We start from the raw sequence: 14,508 nt of genomic DNA, 5'->3' as shown, positions 1-14,508 counted from the left end.
ATTCCGCTTCCTCTGTGATCTGTATCACGTTCCCCTGCGCGAGAAAAGCCTCCAGTCAGGGCGGGCGGCGCCCCGGCGCGCCGTGACGACCCATAGATACAAGCTTGTATCCATGGCTGCTACGCTCCTCGCATGGCCGATCCCGCGAAGCGCCCGTCCGCCGCCCACACCGCGTACGCCGTGACCAAGGAGCTGATCCTGTCCGGCGAACTGCCCGGCGGGAGCCTCATCAGCGAGGGCGAGATCGCCGAACGCGTACGCGTGAGCAGAACGCCCGTCCGGGAGGCGTTCCTGCGGCTGGAGTCGGAGGAACTGCTGGCGCTGCACCCCAAGCGCGGTGCGGTGGTGGTGCCGGTGCCGCCGGGAGAGGCCGCGGACGTCCTGGAGTTGCGGCTGGCCCTTGAGCGGTCCGCGGCGGAGCGCATCGCGCGAATCGGCCTGCGCGGCGATCACCACGAGAGGATGCGGGAACTGCTGCGGCGTCAGCGGGCCCTCGCCGAGGCGGCGGACATCGGCCGGTTCGCCGACGCGGACGAGGCGTTTCACCGGTGCATCGTCGAAGCGTCGGGAAACCGGCTGGCCGGCCGGTTCTACGCCACGCTCGGCGACCGGCAGCGGCGGATGAGCATCACCGCGCTGCGCCCGCGGCCGGAGCGGCTGTCCCTGCTCGCCGACGAGCACGAGGCCCTCCTCCGCCACCTCCTCGACGGCGACAGCGCGGCCTTCGCCTCGGCCCTGCTCGGTCATCTCACCGCGACGCACGGCTCGCCCTACGCCGCCGGCCGCGACGACCGCTGACCGCGTCTCACGCACACTTCTCGTGAAGGTCTGACTTTTCCATGCCCCGAACCCAGCGGATGCCGGAACCCCGGCAGGCCGCCCCCTCGCCTGCCACCGCATCTGCCCACGCATCTGCCCGCGCTCCCGCCCAAGCACTCCGGCCGGACTCCTGGCGGACCGTCGCCGCGGCGATGTTCGCCTGCGGCTGGGGCGGCAACCAGTTCACCCCGCTGCTGCTGATGTACCGCCGGTTGGGCGGCTACTCCACGCTCAGCGTCGACGCCTTCCTCGGCGCGTACGTCGTCGGACTCGTGCCGGGGCTCCTGCTCGCCGGGCCCGTCTCCGACCGGCGCGGGCGACGTCCCGTGCTGGTGGCCGGCACCGCCGCCTCGGCCGTCGCGAGCCTGGTGCTCAGCTTCGGCGGCCAGAGCGCCTGGCCCATCTACGCGGGACGGCTGATCACCGGCTTCGCGGTCGGCATCGCCATGTCGGTGGGCAGCAGCTGGGTGAAGGAGCTGTCGGGCGGGGCCGGCGGCGGGCTCGCCGCCCGCCGCTCCTCCCTGTTCCAGACGGCGGGATTCGGTCTCGGCGCGGGTGTCGCGGGCGTGCTGGCCCAGTGGGGGCCGTGGCCCATGGTGAGCCCGTACGCCGTCCACCTCCTCATCACCGTGGCGATACCCGTGCTGCTCCTGCGGGTGCCGGAGACGCGGCCGCCGCTCGCGCACGCGTCGGGTTCGGTCCGGCAGCTCCTCACGGCGCTGGTCGACGACCTGCGTGTCCCCGCGCCGGCCCGCAGGCGGTTCCGGCTCGTGGTCCTGCCGATGGCGCCGTGGGTGTTCGGCGCGGCCGGACTGGCGTACGCGGTCATGCCCCAGCTGGTGGGCTTCCGCGTCGGGGACTGGGGGCCGGCGTACGCGACCGGGCTGACCGTGCTGGCCCTGGGCACGGGCGCGGCCGTGCAGCCGGTGGCCAGGTGGCTGCACGGTGATAGGGAAAACCATGATGCGGGAAACCGTGAAGCGAGAAACGGCGAGGCCGGCAAGGGCGAGGCGGGAACCCGTACGGGACGGGCTCCGATGGCGGCGATGGCGGTGATGCTCCTCGGCGCGGCGCTGTGCGCGGCAAACGCGGTGCTGCTGTCGCCGTGGCTCGCGGCCGTCACCGCGGCCGTCCTGGGCGCCGGTTACGGCATCGCGGTGGTCTCCGGGCTGCTGGAGATCCAGCGCATGGCCGGCCCCGACGACCTGGCCGGCCTGACCGGCATCTACTACATGCTCGCCTACGCGGGCTTCCTGCTCCCCACCGTGCTGGCCACCTTGTCGTCGTGGCTCTCCTACCCCGTCATGCTGGCGGCGGTGGCGGCCGCGGCCCTGGTCTGCCTGGGCCTCGTCGTGACCGGCGCCCGCGTCACCCAGCCCCCGGCCCCGGCGCGATGACGACCACTGGAGCTACCCGCCGCTGTGAGGCGCCGGCCGAATAGCCGGTCGTTCGTCGAGGAGCCGGACCAGCCGTTTCGGCGCGATCAACCGGTAGCTGTCCTCGATCAGCCCGGCGATCTCGTCCCAGTCCTGCCCGACGTCCAGGCGCGCGCCCACCCAGCCGTTGCGGCCGACGTACGGCGGGACGAAGAAACGCTCCGGGTCGGAGGCCACGAGGGCGTTCTGCACCCCCGGCCCGGCCTTGAACGTCAGCGACCGCCCATCCTCACCGGTCATCGCGAACAACCTGTCGCCGACCCGGTAGGAGGGCGCGGTATGGCCCCCGAACGGCTTCTCCACGGCCTCCGGCAGGCCGAGGCAGATCTCCCGGAGCAGAGCGGCCACATCCTCATCGCTCACGGGGATCGCCCCTTCGCACGCTCGTCATGAGCGACCAGGGTAGGGGCCGGCCCCCGGCCGCACCACCCTGCCCGAAGCGGTGAGGGCGGCCAGCAGCGCCACGGCCGCCAGGACGGCCGGGGCGGCGTGGGCGCCCGCCGCGTGGGAGCCCCCCGCGAGGTGCAGGGCCAGGGTCACCGCGGCGATGCCGAGCGCCGTGCCGATGCCCCGCGCCATGTTGACCATGCCGCCGGCCGTGGCGGACAGCCGTTCGGGGACGGCGGCCATGACAACGGTGTTGTTGGCGGGCACGAACAGGCCGAGCCCCGCGCCCGTCAGCGTCAGGCCGGCCACGGCCCAGCCTTCGGCGGCGGGATCCGCGGCCAGCAGCGCGCAGCCGGCGGCCGCCGCCACGGCGCCGACGACGCACCTGCGCCGGTCGCCCCAGGCCCGGGGCAGCAGACGGTCGCCTATGAGGGCGCTCGCCGCGAAGCCCCCGGGCAGGGCCGTCAGGACCAGGCCGGCGACGAGTTCGCCGGTCCCACCGGCCACGAGGACCTGCGGGATCGACACCAGCGGGCCGAACAGCACCAGGTAGCCGCCCAGCGCTCCGGCGAGCCCCGCCGCGACGACCCGGTCGCGGAGCAGGACGGTGTCGATGAGCGCGGACGGCGCCCGCGCCTCCCACCGCCAGAAGCCGATCGCGGCGCCGGCGGCGACGGCGAGCAGGACGGGGACCGACCAGGACGGCAGCTCCAGGCCCGAGATCACGGAGGCGGCGAGCAGCAGGGCGCTGGTGGAGGCCGCGAGCAGGATCAGCCCCTGCCAGTCGAACCGGCCGCCCCTCCCCCGCTGCCGTGTGCGCGGCAGCAGGTAACGCCCGGCGACCACGGCCGCGCAGCCGACCGGCACGTTGATCCAGAACACCCAGCGCCATCCCGCCGTGGCGACGAGCACTCCGCCGAGGGCCGGCCCCAGGGCCAGGCCGAGCGCCTGGGCCGCCGCCTGCATGCCGAGGCCGGCCCGCATCCGCGCCCGGGGGACGCTCGACACGACCAGGGCCACGCTGTTGGCCTGGAGCATCGCCGCGCCCGCCGCCTGCACCAGCCGGCAGGCCACCAGCACCGCCAGAGACGGCGCCAGTCCGCAGGCGGCCGAGGCGACCGTGAACACGACGAAGCCGTAGAGGTAGACCAGCTTGCGGCCCGCCACGTCGGCGAGCCTGCCGGCCCCGGCCAGCAACGCGACCAGCACCAGCAGGTAGCCCAGGGACACCCACTGAACGGCCGCCAGCGAGGCGCCGAACTCCCGCTCCAGCGCCGGGAACGCCAGGGTGACGATGCTCGCGTCCAGCTGTCCCATGAACGCGCCGATGCACACCGCGCCCACGGCGAACCAGGGGGCGTACGGGTGCTCGCGCACGCGGTGGGGGCGGCGCGACTCCCGCAACAGATCACGCATTCTCCGACCCCTTCGCCCAGCCTATCTCCGCAGGTCGGGACGGCCCCTGGCGCCCGCCGTCGGCACGGCTCAGCTGGGGCCGCCCCGCTCGAACGGCAGGCGGTGCTGGACGGCGAGCAGCCACGCGATCGACGGCAGCACCAGCAGCGCGCCCGCCCCGGCGACGGCGAGGACCGCCGTGATCACCGCCGGTTCCGCCGCCGCCTGCCGGAAGGACACCGCCGGCGGCAGCATGAGCGGATACTGCGCCATCGGCCACCCCCACATCACGGCGGCCACGGCCAGGGCCGCGGTGCCGCGGACGAGCAGGTAGCGCCGCAGCCACAGCAGCACGATGGAGACGACGCCGAGCACGGCGCTCGCCAGCACGAGCGGCAGCGCGCGGTGGGTGAGGCCGGTGAAGAGCCGGGGGGCGTCGGCGCGCAGCACCCCGATGCCGCCCAGGGCGACCACACCGGTGACCGCGGCCGCGGCCAGCGCCCTGCGCCGGAAGACCTCGGCCATTCCGGGCAGGCGGGAGCGCACGGCGTCGTCGCACAGGTAGACCGCGGCCAGGCAGGCGCAGACGGCCACCGCCAGGACGCCGCCCAGCATCGAGGTCGGGTTGACCCACGCGCCCACCAGGCCTCCCCTGGCCAGGCCGGGCGGCACCCGGCCGGACGCGACGGCCCCGGCCACCGTGCCGAGGAAGAACGGCGTGAGCACCGACGACAGCGCGAAGGCCGCGCCGAACAGGCGCTGCTGCCACAGCTCGGTGCTGCTCTTGCGGAACGCGAACGCGGCTCCCCTGCCGATGATCCCGAACGCGGCAAGCGTGAGCGGGATGTAGAGCGTGGACATCACCGCCGCGAAGACCGGCGGGAAACCGGTCCACAACACCACGAGCACGAAGATCAGCCAGACGTGGTTGGCCTCCCAGACCGGGCCGATCGAGTGCTCGACGAGGCGCCGCTGGGGCAGGCCCGCCCGGCTGCCCCCGGCCAGCAGGTCCCACAGGCCGCCGCCGAAGTCGGCGCCGCCGAGCAGCGCGTACAGGGTCAGGCCGGCCCACATGACCCCGAGCAGGACCTGCGCCGCCTCCATCAGGCCGTCTCCCGTTCCTGCGGCGCGGCCACCGGCCGGGCGCGGGCCATGAGCCGCAGCACGTACACCGTCGACACCGTGAGGACCGTGTAGACGGCGACCAGCAGCAGCAGTCCCGCCCACAGATGGGGCGCGGGGTTGACCGCGTCCGCGGTGCGCAGCCTGCCGTACACGACCCACGGCTGACGGCCGACCTCGGTCACCACCCAGCCCGCCTCGACGGCGACGGCGGCGAGCACGCCGGAGGCGGCCGCCGGCCACAGGAACAGGCGGGAGCGCGGGATCTCGCGCCGGCGCCACCAGCTGAAGGCGAGCCAGACCGCCAGCAGCACGAGCAGGACGCCGATGCCGACCATCGCGTCGAAGCACAGGTGGACCGGCGTGACGGGCGGCCGGTCGGCGGGCGGCGTGCGGTCCAGCCCCTGCACGACGGTGTCCGGGCTGTAGCCCACCAGCAGCGACAGTCCGTTGGGGATCTCGAATGCGTGGCGCAGACGGCCGTCCACGAAGATCCCGCCGACGCTCAGCGGCGCGTGCGGGCCGGTCCTGGTCAGTCCTTCCATGGCGGCGAGCTTGGTGGGCTGGTAGCGGGCGAGGAAACGCGCGGCGTAGTCGCCCACCAGGATCTGGACGGGCGCCAGCGCCCCCGCGACGGTGAAGGGCACCAGGAAACCGAGGCGGTGGTAGCGGTCCCGCCGCCCGCGCAGCAGCGCCACGGCGTAGACCGAGGCGGTGGCGAAGCCCGACACCATGAACGCCGCGACGATCATGTGGATGGTCTGCGGCGGAGTGGCGGGGTTGAACATGGCCGCCCAGGGCGACACGTGGGTGACGCGGCCGCCCTGGAGGACGAAACCGCGCGGCTGGTTCATCCACGCGTTGGCCGAGACGACGAAGAACGCCGAGGCCACACCGGCGACCATCACCGGCACCCCGCTCAGCAGATGGGCCCTGGGCGAGAGCCGGTCCCACGCGTAGAGGTAGATCCCGATGAAGATCGCCTCAAGGAAGAACGCGATGCCCTCCAGCGCGAACGGAAGCCCGATCACCTGGCCGTACGCGCCCATCAGGCCCGGCCACAGCAGGCCCATCTCGAAGCTGAGAATCGTGCCCGACACGGCCCCGACGGCGAACAGGACGGCCACCGCCTTCGCCCAGCGCCGGGCGAGGCGCAGGTAGTCGTCGTCGCCTCGGCGCAGCCCCCGCCACTCGGTGAACAGCAGGAGGGCGGGCATGCCCACCCCCAGGCACGCGACGATGATGTGCCAGCCCAGGGACAGGGCCATCTGGGTCCGCGCCGCGACCAGGTCGGCCCCGCCCGCCGGGCCGGTCGCGGCGATCAGCGGCGCCGCGAGCGCCGGTCGCATCGTCCGCTCCCCGCCGGCAGACCCCGGCTGGGGCTGAGGTCAGTGGTCATCCCAATGACCGTCGTGGCGGACGTGACGGTGCCCGTCGTGGATGTAGTCGACGTGGTCGCCGTGCGGCACGGCCACGTGCCCGCACTCCGGCCCGTGCTCGTGGTCGTGCACGTCGTGCACGGCGTGCCCGCTCGCCTCGCACTCGTCGACATGGTTCTCGTGCACCCGGTGCAGGTGGCCGTCGTGGACGTAGTCCACGTGGTCGCCGTGCGGCACCGCGACATGGCCGCACCCGGCGCCGTGCCGGTGATCGTGTTCCGTGTGCTGATGGTGCTCGGTCATTGTGCTCATGGGAGGATTCCCCTCCTCGGAAACCACGGACTGGTGCGTAGGTACCCCCGCGCGTGCTCTGGAAGGCAGCGCCGCGACCGGCCTTTGCGCAAGCCGACGAAAGGCTCTACCGGCGTTTGAGGCACCGCGCCATGCCCGCCCACTGCGCGTCGATCCTCCAGAGCGCCTTGAACCCGGTCGCACCGCCGGACTCGTCCAACGGTGCCCGGCTGCCGGACCGGCCGGGCAGGGCCCATGGACCTTTCCGTACGGGTCCCGCGTCACCCGTTCCGCCGGCATTCCTCAGCCGGGGAACCGGTTGGGCCGAAGGTCCCGCGATCACGGGACTTCGGGACGGCCGGAGCGTGCCGTACGGCTCCTGTGGCACACCCGGTGATCGCGGTTTCCTTGAGACGTCACCAAGAGAGCAAGAACGTTGAAAGGGGCCGGTCATGGCCACCACCCAAGAGCGCAACCAGAGGAACCACCGCCTCCACGACGCCGCTCCCACCGCCGTCACCGTCCCCGCCCCCCGCACCCACGGCGACACGATCCCCGCCACCACCGCCGGCCCGGTCCGCTACGTGTGGGCCGCCGCCCGCATCGCCATCGGCTGGGTGTTCCTGTGGGCCTTCCTGGACAAGCTGTTCGGCTGGGGCCTGGCCACCCCCGCCGCCAAGGCCTGGACCAACGGCGGCAGCCCCACCGCCGGCTTCCTCAAGGGCACCGCCGACCACACCTTCGGCGGCCTGTTCACCACCCTCGCCGGCCAGCCCTGGGTCGACTGGCTGTTCATGACCGGCCTCGCCGCAATCGGCACCGCCCTCATCCTCGGCGTGGGCATGCGCATCGCCGCCACCACCGCAGGACTGCTCCTGCTCATGATGTGGGCCGCCGAGCTGCCCCTGACCACCAACCCCTTCATGGACGAACACATCATCTACGCCATCGTCCTGATCGGACTCGCCCTCACCGGCGCCGGCACCACCCTCGGACTCGGCACCCAATGGGCCGCCACCCCACTCGTCCGCCGCTACCCGATCCTCAAGTAACCCATCCGGCTCCCGGCGCCCACCCCCTGCCCCCGGGGGTGGGCGCCGGCATGTCCGTGACGCTCCCGGCACCGCTCGCACGGCGCGCGTGCCGTAATGAGACGTACATCACCTTAGAGACCCTAATATTTGGGTAATTCGCTCTCTTGAACTCTTCGTGTTTAGGGCGATATTGTTAGCGCCATGATCGCGCCCAGGACTCCGACGACCGCCGAGGAGCTGCGCGGGGCCGGCCTGCGGGTGACGGCCGCCCGCGTCGCACTGCTCGAGACCGTCCGCAGCGGTGACCACCTCGACGTCGAGGCGATCGCCGCCGGGGTGCGCGATCGCGTGGGCCACGTCTCTCTACAGGCCGTGTACGAGGCTCTCCACGCGCTCACCGCGGCGGGGCTCGTACGTCGCATCGAACCGGCCGGCAGCCCGGCGCGGTTCGAGGGCCGCGTCGGCGACAACCACCACCACGTCGTGTGCCGGTCGTGTGGTGTCGTCGCCGACGTCGACTGTGCGGTCGGCGAGGCGCCGTGCCTTTCCGCGTCCGAGACACACGGCTTCATGATCGACGAGGCCGACGTCATCTACTGGGGCGTGTGCCCCGGCTGTTCCACCCTTCGCACTTCGTGAGCCCCATGATCCAGCTAGTTCAGAAGGATTGCCTTGACTGAGAACCACGACGCAATCGTTGTCGACCCGAAGACGGAGGGCGAAGGCGGCTGCCCGGTCGCGCACACGCGCGCCCCGCACCCGACCCAGGGCAGCGCCAACCACCAGTGGTGGCCGGAGCGCCTCAACCTGAAGATCCTCGCCAAGAACCCCGCCGTGGCCAACCCCCTCGATGAGGGCTTCGACTACGCCGAGGCGTTCACGTCCCTCGACCTCGCGGCGGTCAAGCGGGACATCGCGGAGGTGCTGACGACCTCGCAGGACTGGTGGCCGGCCGACTTCGGCAACTACGGGCCGCTCATGATCCGGATGGCGTGGCACTCCGCGGGCACCTACCGGATCAGCGACGGCCGCGGCGGCGCGGGATCGGGCCAGCAGCGCTTCGCCCCGCTCAACAGCTGGCCGGACAACGCGAACCTCGACAAGGCCCGCCGGCTGCTGTGGCCGATCAAGAAGAAGTACGGCAAGCAGATCTCGTGGGCCGACCTCCTGGTCCTCACCGGCAACGTCGCCCTGGAGACGATGGGCTTCAAGACCTTCGGCTTCGCCGGCGGCCGGGTGGACGCCTGGGAGCCCGACGACGACGTCTACTGGGGCCCGGAGACCACCTGGCTCGGTGACGAGCGCTACAGCGGCGACCGTGAGCTGGAGAACCCGCTCGCCGCGGTCCAGATGGGCCTCATCTACGTCAACCCGGAGGGCCCGAACGGCAACCCGGACCCGCTCGCCGCGGCCCGCGACATCCGTGAGACGTTCGGCCGCATGGCGATGAACGACGAGGAGACGGTCGCCCTCATCGCCGGTGGGCACACCTTCGGCAAGACCCACGGCGCGGGCCCGGCCGACAACGTCGGTGTCGACCCCGAGGCCGCCCCGATCGAGCAGCAGGGCCTGGGCTGGAAGAACAGCTACGGCACCGGCAAGGGCGCCGACACGATCACCAGCGGTATCGAGGTCACCTGGACCTCGACGCCCACGAAGTGGTCCACCAACTTCTTCTGGAACCTGTTCGGCTACGAGTGGGAGCTGACCAAGAGCCCGGCCGGCGCGTGGCAGTGGAAGCCGAAGAACGGCGCCGGCGAGGGCTCCGTTCCCGACGCCCACGACCCGTCGAAGCGTCACGCACCGGCCATGCTGACGACCGACATCGCGCTCAAGGTGGACCCGATCTACGGCCAGATCTCGCGGCGCTTCTACGAGAACCCCGACGAGTTCGCGGACGCGTTCGCCCGCGCCTGGTACAAGCTGACCCACCGCGACATGGGCCCGGTCGTCCGCTACCTCGGCCCGGAGGTCCCGTCCGAGGTGCTCCTGTGGCAGGACCCGCTCCCGGAGCGGACGTACGAGCTCGTCGACGCCGGTGACATCGCCGACCTCAAGGGCCAGATCCTCGCCTCGGGCCTGTCGGTCTCCCAGCTCGTGTCCACCGCGTGGGCGTCGGCCGCGTCCTTCCGCGGCAGCGACAAGCGCGGCGGCGCCAACGGCGCGCGCATCCGCCTGCAGCCGCAGAGCGGCTGGGAGGTCAACGACCCCGAGCAGCTCGCGACCGTGCTGCGCACCCTGGAGGGCGTCCAGCAGTCGTTCAACGCCGCCCAGACCGGTGGCAAGCAGGTCTCCCTCGCCGACGTGATCGTGCTCGCCGGGTGCGCCGCCGTCGAGAAGGCCGCCGCGGACGCCGGTTACGACGTCACGGTCCCCTTCGCTCCGGGACGCGTGGACGCGTCGCAGGAGCAGACGGACGTCGAGTCGTTCGCCGCGATGGAGCCGGCGGCCGACGGGTTCCGCAACTACTACGGGAAGGGCAACCGGCTGCCGGCCGAATATCTGCTGGTCGACCGGGCGAACCTCCTGAACCTCAGCGCTCCGGAGATGACGGTCCTCATCGGTGGCCTGCGCGTTCTGGACGCCAACCACCAGCAGTCGAAGCTCGGTGTCTTCACCGAGACCCCCGGGGTCCTGACCAACGACTTCTTCGTCAACCTGCTCGACCTGGGCACGGAGTGGAAGTCGACGTCGGAGGACCAGACCACGTTCGAGGGGCGCGACCCCGCCACGGGCGAGGTCAAGTGGACCGGCACCCGGGCCGACCTCGTCTTCGGGGCGAACTCCGAGCTGCGCGCGGTCGCGGAGGTCTACGCGAGCGACGACGCCAAGGAGAAGTTCGTGAAGGACTTCGTCCGGGCGTGGGACAAGGTGATGAACCTCGACCGGTACGACCTGGTCTGAGCCTGACATGACGTCCGGGCCGGCCCCCACGGGCCGGCCCGGACGTTCGTCGTTTCAGGACCCAGACGATGTTCTCGCCATGCGGGCGATCAGCGCATGGTGGCGCGGTGGTATCGGCACGCGAGGGCACGTACGAGTTCGACCAGTTCCGGCGGCTCTGTCACGGTGAAGTCGATGCCGAGCAGGCCGAGGTGGACGGCGAGCGCCTCGATGCTGCCGGCGCCGGTGTCCAGCAGGCACCGGCTGTCGTCGATCGGCGTGACGGTGCCGATGGCCGCGTTGATCCGTTCGGCGACCAGCTCGGCCGGCGCGTGCATGATGACCTGGGCCCGGTATCGCCAGGCGGCCGAGGACACTCCCCGGCGCACCTGGTCGACGGGGTCCTCCGGCAGCTCGCGTGGGGTGAACCGGGGACCCGTCGGGGTACGCGGGCTGATCCGGTCGATCCGGTACGTCCGCCAGCCGGCCCGCGCGACGTCGAAGCCGATGAGATACCACCGTCTCCCCCAGTTGACCAGCCGGTAGGGCTCGACGTCCCGCCGGCTGTCCGAACCGTCGTGACTGCGGTAGTCGAACCGCAGTCGCTCATGGTCCCGGCAGGCGGTGGCGATCGTGGTCAGGGTGTCCGCGTCGACCCGCGGGCCGGGCTCGTCCCTGGGCACCGCGACGGCGTACTGCTGGAGGGTGCTGACCCGGCGCCGGAGCCGGGACGGCAACACCTGCTCCAGCTTGGCGAGCGCACGCAGCGAGGTCTCCTCGACCCCCGTGATGGTGCCACCGGCGGCGGTCCGCAGCCCGATCGCGACGGCGACCGCCTCCTCGTCGTCGAGCAGCAGCGGCGGCAGCGTGGCCCCGGCGCCGAGCCGGTAGCCGCCCACGGCGCCCCGCCCGGCGTGCACCGGATAACCGAGGTTTCGCAGGCGGTCCACGTCGTTGCGGACGGTCCGGGTGCTGACCGACAGCCGCTCGGCCAACTCGGCGCCGGTCCACTCGCGGGGTGTCTGCAGCAGGGAGAGCAGGCGCAGCAGCCGCGCCGAGGTTTCCAACATTCCCCGAAGTCTGCCAGGCAATTAGGAACGAACTGTGCCTAATTGCTTTCTATCGTGATGACCACAACGAACGGCACCGCGATCACCCTGTTCCGGATTCACGCTGTTCATCTCGGGTGAAAGGAAACCCTTCATGTATCTGGTCGTTGGCGCCACGGCTCACTTCGGACGTCAGGCGGTTGAGGAGCTCGTCCGCGCCGGGGCGCCGGTGCGTGCGCTGACCCGGTCTCCCGAGAAGGCCGGGCTGCCCGAGGGCGTCGAGGTCGTCCAGGGTGATCTGACCAAACCCGAGACGCTGCCGGCGGTCGTGCACGGTGTCGAGGCCGCCTTCCTGGTTCTGCAGTACGGAGCCGACGTCGCCCCGCTCCTGGAGGCCGCGCGCGAGGCCGGTGTGCGGCGGCTGGTGTTCCTGTCGTCGGGGGCCGTCGACGCGGGGGCCGGGCGGCAGCCCGACGTGATCGCCCGATACCACCGCTACGTCGAGCGGGCCATCGAGGCCTCCGGGATCGAGTGGACGTTCCTGCGGTTGCTGTTCCCCGCCGTCAACTCGTTGACGTTCGCGATGCAACTGCCGGGCGGCGATGTGATCCGCGCGCCGTACACCGAAGCCGCCTTCAGCGCCGTGCACGAGCGGGACGTCGCCGAGGTGGCCGTGCGGATCCTGACCGGCGGCGGGCACGCGGGCCGGGCCTACGACCTGACCGGCCCCGAGTCGCTGACCCAGGCACAGCAGGTACGCATCCTGGGCGAAACGCTGGGACGCACGCTGACCGTCGAGGACCTCGATCCCGAGCCCGTGCGAGCGCAGATGAGTCAGTTCATGGACGCCGAGTTCCTGGCGGCGCTGTTCGGTCTCATGGCGAAGGCGGTCGGGAAGCCGGCGCCGGTCAACGACGTCGTCGAGCAGATCACCGGGCACCCCGCGCGCACCTACGCCCAGTGGACCACGGATCACAAGGCCGACTTCGGCGGCTGACCGACCGGGGCAGGGGGACGGACGACCGCCGTCCCCCTGCCTCGACAACCGAAAGGAGTCGGCAATGCCGCCGATGCTGGAGCGGCGCGAGCTGGGGCGAGCACTGCTGGCCCGCCAGATGCTGCTGGAGCGGATCGACGCGACAGCCGAGGAGGTGATCGCGCGGCTGGCCGGAATGCAGGCGCAGGCTCCGTACGCGCCCTACTTCGGGCTCTGGACCAGGGTGCGGGGGTTCTGCACCGATGACCTGGCGGACGCGCTGACAGGGCGCCAGGTGGTGCGGGTCGCGCTGATGCGCAGCACCGTCCACCTGGTCACGGCGGCGGACTGCCACTCGTTGCGGACATGGGTCCAGCCCGCGCTCGACCGGGAGTTGGACACCGCGTACAAGAAGGCCCTGGCCGGCCTGGACCTCGCGGCGGTGGTGGAGGCGGGGCGCGCCCTGCTCGACGAGCGGCACCTCACTCCCAAAGAACTCGGGCAGGCGCTGAACGAGCGATGGCCCGACCGCGAGCCCCGCGCGCTCGCCACAGTGGTGCGGAACCGGGTGCCACTGGTTCAGGTGCCGCCACGCGCCGTCTGGGGCGTCGGCGGTGCCACGCGGTACGCGATGGCGGCGCCCTGGACGGGAACCGCGCCCGCCCCCGCGCCCGACCCCGAACGGATCGTGCTGCGCTACCTCGCGGCGTTCGGCCCGGCCTCGGTCAAGGATGTGCAGACGTGGGCGGGCCTGACCCGGCTGCACGCCGTCATGGAGCGACTGCGGCCACGACTGGCCGTCTTCCGCGACGAGCATGGAGTGGAGCTGTTCGACCTGCCGGACGCGCCGCGCCCCGGCGCCGACGTCCCCGCCCCGGTTCGCTTCCTGCCCGAGTACGACAACCTGCTGGCCTCCCATGCTGACCGCACCCGCGTGATCTCAGACGAAGCCCGCCGACGCGTGGGCACGCGCAACGGCATGCGCGCGACCTTCCTGGTGGACGGCCAGGTGAGGGGCGCGTGGAAACTCGACACGCACAGGACGTCGGCGACTCTGGAGATCGACTCTTTCTGGCCGCTGTCCGCCGCCGAACGCGCCGAGGTCGAGGCGGAAGGCACCCGGCTTCTGGAGTTCGCCGCGCCCGGAGCCGCACACGACCTCCGTGTGGCCACCTGATACGTGACTGCTCCCCAGCCATGCGCGCGGCGACGCCGGGACACCCCCGCTGAATCGCAAGATCGCCTCAGTGTCCGTGCCGGTCTTCATCGGATGCTCGGTGGCCGGCGCTCATGCCGCCGTCGACGTGCAGGATCTCGCCGGCGACCCGGCGCCGGCCCGCCGCTACTCGTCCTTGTTCTTCTCCGTCTGTTGCTGCCGCTCGTGGTAGGCGCGGCGCTGCTCCTCGGCCCGCTCCCGGCAGCGGCGGAGGAACTCCTCGTCGTCGTCGGGGTTGGAGGGGACGAACCGGCCCGGCCGGTCGTACTCGGGGAAGCGCCCGGTGTCGCCCTTGTACGGCGGCCCGCCGGGCCGCGAAACGGTCTGCGGCCGGCCCGCGACCAGCCACAGGATCGACCCGATCTCGGGGAGGAACAGGACGATCAGGATCCACAACCCCTTGGGCAGGTTGCGGCAGTCCTGCTCCGCCGTGATGATCACGTCGAACAGGCAGAAGATCCACAAGGCGAGCAGAACCAGACCGAACCCGCCGTAGATGAGGGGCATCCCGAATCCTCCCA

The 14,508-nt window shown here is 72.0% G+C and carries 14 protein-coding genes; 7 read left to right on the top strand and 7 right to left on the bottom strand.

All coding sequences use genetic code 11. The features are described from left to right. The first annotated feature begins 132 nt into the window (after nucleotides 1–132). Both ACGFIB_RS17490 and ACGFIB_RS17485 read left to right on the top strand, forming a co-directional pair. Entirely contained in the window at nucleotides 133–798 is a 666-nt protein-coding gene (locus ACGFIB_RS17490; RefSeq protein WP_142574060.1) for a GntR family transcriptional regulator, read from the top strand. 41 nt (nucleotides 799–839) lie between these two features. After that, complete coding sequence (locus ACGFIB_RS17485) at nucleotides 840–2,216, top strand: MFS transporter (protein WP_393372891.1); 1,377 nt, start codon at nucleotides 840–842, stop codon at nucleotides 2,214–2,216. Between the two features lie 12 nt (nucleotides 2,217–2,228). On the opposite strand, the gene ACGFIB_RS17480 is transcribed toward ACGFIB_RS17485, so the two are convergent. The 5 genes from ACGFIB_RS17480 to ACGFIB_RS17460 form a co-directional block, all read right to left on the bottom strand. Next, nucleotides 2,229–2,618 (bottom strand): MmcQ/YjbR family DNA-binding protein, encoded by a 390-nt coding sequence (locus ACGFIB_RS17480; protein WP_393372888.1) that lies wholly within the window; start codon nucleotides 2,616–2,618, stop codon nucleotides 2,229–2,231. Nucleotides 2,619–2,642: 24 nt separating this feature from the next. Beyond that, on the bottom strand, nucleotides 2,643–4,058 hold the full coding sequence (locus ACGFIB_RS17475; protein ID WP_393372885.1) for an MFS transporter: 1,416 nt from the start codon (nucleotides 4,056–4,058) through the stop codon (nucleotides 2,643–2,645). A 69-nt stretch (nucleotides 4,059–4,127) separates the two neighbouring features. Continuing rightward, nucleotides 4,128–5,141, bottom strand: coding sequence for a cytochrome d ubiquinol oxidase subunit II (locus ACGFIB_RS17470; RefSeq protein WP_393372882.1), 1,014 nt, complete (start codon nucleotides 5,139–5,141; stop codon nucleotides 4,128–4,130). Next, nucleotides 5,141–6,508 (bottom strand): cytochrome ubiquinol oxidase subunit I, encoded by a 1,368-nt coding sequence (locus ACGFIB_RS17465; RefSeq protein WP_393372879.1) that lies wholly within the window; start codon nucleotides 6,506–6,508, stop codon nucleotides 5,141–5,143. Before ACGFIB_RS17465 ends, ACGFIB_RS17470 begins: the two co-directional genes overlap by 1 nt. A 39-nt stretch (nucleotides 6,509–6,547) precedes the next feature. After that, nucleotides 6,548–6,850: a hypothetical protein gene (locus ACGFIB_RS17460; protein ID WP_357246895.1), complete on the bottom strand. Its 303-nt coding sequence runs from the start codon at nucleotides 6,848–6,850 to the stop codon at nucleotides 6,548–6,550. 431 nt (nucleotides 6,851–7,281) lie between these two features. Between ACGFIB_RS17460 and ACGFIB_RS17455 the strand changes: the two genes are divergently transcribed. The 3 genes from ACGFIB_RS17455 (at nucleotide 7,282) to katG (ending at nucleotide 10,767) form a co-directional block, all read left to right on the top strand. Continuing rightward, nucleotides 7,282–7,881, top strand: coding sequence for a hypothetical protein (locus ACGFIB_RS17455; protein ID WP_393372874.1), 600 nt, complete (start codon nucleotides 7,282–7,284; stop codon nucleotides 7,879–7,881). Between the two features lie 183 nt (nucleotides 7,882–8,064). Continuing rightward, nucleotides 8,065–8,502: a Fur family transcriptional regulator gene (locus tag ACGFIB_RS17450; RefSeq protein WP_142576285.1), complete on the top strand. Its 438-nt coding sequence runs from the start codon at nucleotides 8,065–8,067 to the stop codon at nucleotides 8,500–8,502. Nucleotides 8,503–8,535: 33 nt separating this feature from the next. Beyond that, the gene (katG, locus tag ACGFIB_RS17445; RefSeq protein WP_393372871.1) at nucleotides 8,536–10,767 is read left to right on the top strand and encodes a catalase/peroxidase HPI; all 2,232 of its coding nucleotides are present in this window, start codon (nucleotides 8,536–8,538) and stop codon (nucleotides 10,765–10,767) included. Between the two features lie 89 nt (nucleotides 10,768–10,856). On the opposite strand, the gene ACGFIB_RS17440 is transcribed toward katG, so the two are convergent. Continuing rightward, nucleotides 10,857–11,816 carry a helix-turn-helix transcriptional regulator gene (locus tag ACGFIB_RS17440; protein WP_393372868.1) on the bottom strand — a complete coding sequence of 320 codons (960 nt, stop codon included), beginning with the start codon at nucleotides 11,814–11,816 and terminating at the stop codon, nucleotides 10,857–10,859. Nucleotides 11,817–11,949: 133 nt separating this feature from the next. On the opposite strand from ACGFIB_RS17440, the gene ACGFIB_RS17435 reads away from it, so the two are divergent. Continuing rightward, a complete protein-coding gene (locus tag ACGFIB_RS17435; protein ID WP_393372865.1) occupies nucleotides 11,950–12,792 on the top strand; it encodes an NAD(P)H-binding protein in 843 nt (280 codons plus the stop codon). 64 nt (nucleotides 12,793–12,856) lie between these two features. Further along, nucleotides 12,857–13,948 (top strand): winged helix DNA-binding domain-containing protein, encoded by a 1,092-nt coding sequence (locus tag ACGFIB_RS17430; RefSeq protein WP_393372862.1) that lies wholly within the window; start codon nucleotides 12,857–12,859, stop codon nucleotides 13,946–13,948. 165 nt (nucleotides 13,949–14,113) lie between these two features. Here ACGFIB_RS17430 and ACGFIB_RS17425 read toward each other — a convergent pair whose 3' ends face one another. After that, nucleotides 14,114–14,494, bottom strand: a complete 381-nt coding sequence (locus ACGFIB_RS17425) for a PLD nuclease N-terminal domain-containing protein (protein ID WP_393372859.1) — start codon at nucleotides 14,492–14,494, stop codon at nucleotides 14,114–14,116. Nucleotides 14,495–14,508 lie beyond the last annotated feature (14 nt).

Origin of the sequence: Microbispora bryophytorum (assembly GCF_043197435.1) — a bacterium.
Classification (GTDB): domain Bacteria; phylum Actinomycetota; class Actinomycetes; order Streptosporangiales; family Streptosporangiaceae; genus Microbispora; species Microbispora bryophytorum.
The sequence above is the reverse complement of the archived record's forward strand: the minus strand, read 5'-3'. Positions and strand labels throughout refer to the sequence as shown.

Coding starts and splice junctions, on each gene's coding strand:
- ACGFIB_RS17490 (WP_142574060.1), top strand. CDS start 133: ATGGCCGATCCCGCGAAGCGCCCGTCCGCCGCCCACACCGCGTACGCC.
- ACGFIB_RS17485 (WP_393372891.1), top strand. CDS start 840: ATGCCCCGAACCCAGCGGATGCCGGAACCCCGGCAGGCCGCCCCCTCG.
- ACGFIB_RS17475 (WP_393372885.1), bottom strand. CDS start 4,058: ATGCGTGATCTGTTGCGGGAGTCGCGCCGCCCCCACCGCGTGCGCGAG.
- ACGFIB_RS17470 (WP_393372882.1), bottom strand. CDS start 5,141: ATGGAGGCGGCGCAGGTCCTGCTCGGGGTCATGTGGGCCGGCCTGACC.
- ACGFIB_RS17465 (WP_393372879.1), bottom strand. CDS start 6,508: ATGCGACCGGCGCTCGCGGCGCCGCTGATCGCCGCGACCGGCCCGGCG.
- ACGFIB_RS17460 (WP_357246895.1), bottom strand. CDS start 6,850: ATGAGCACAATGACCGAGCACCATCAGCACACGGAACACGATCACCGG.
- ACGFIB_RS17455 (WP_393372874.1), top strand. CDS start 7,282: ATGGCCACCACCCAAGAGCGCAACCAGAGGAACCACCGCCTCCACGAC.
- ACGFIB_RS17450 (WP_142576285.1), top strand. CDS start 8,065: ATGATCGCGCCCAGGACTCCGACGACCGCCGAGGAGCTGCGCGGGGCC.
- ACGFIB_RS17440 (WP_393372868.1), bottom strand. CDS start 11,816: ATGTTGGAAACCTCGGCGCGGCTGCTGCGCCTGCTCTCCCTGCTGCAG.
- ACGFIB_RS17435 (WP_393372865.1), top strand. CDS start 11,950: ATGTATCTGGTCGTTGGCGCCACGGCTCACTTCGGACGTCAGGCGGTT.
- ACGFIB_RS17430 (WP_393372862.1), top strand. CDS start 12,857: ATGCCGCCGATGCTGGAGCGGCGCGAGCTGGGGCGAGCACTGCTGGCC.
- ACGFIB_RS17425 (WP_393372859.1), bottom strand. CDS start 14,494: ATGCCCCTCATCTACGGCGGGTTCGGTCTGGTTCTGCTCGCCTTGTGG.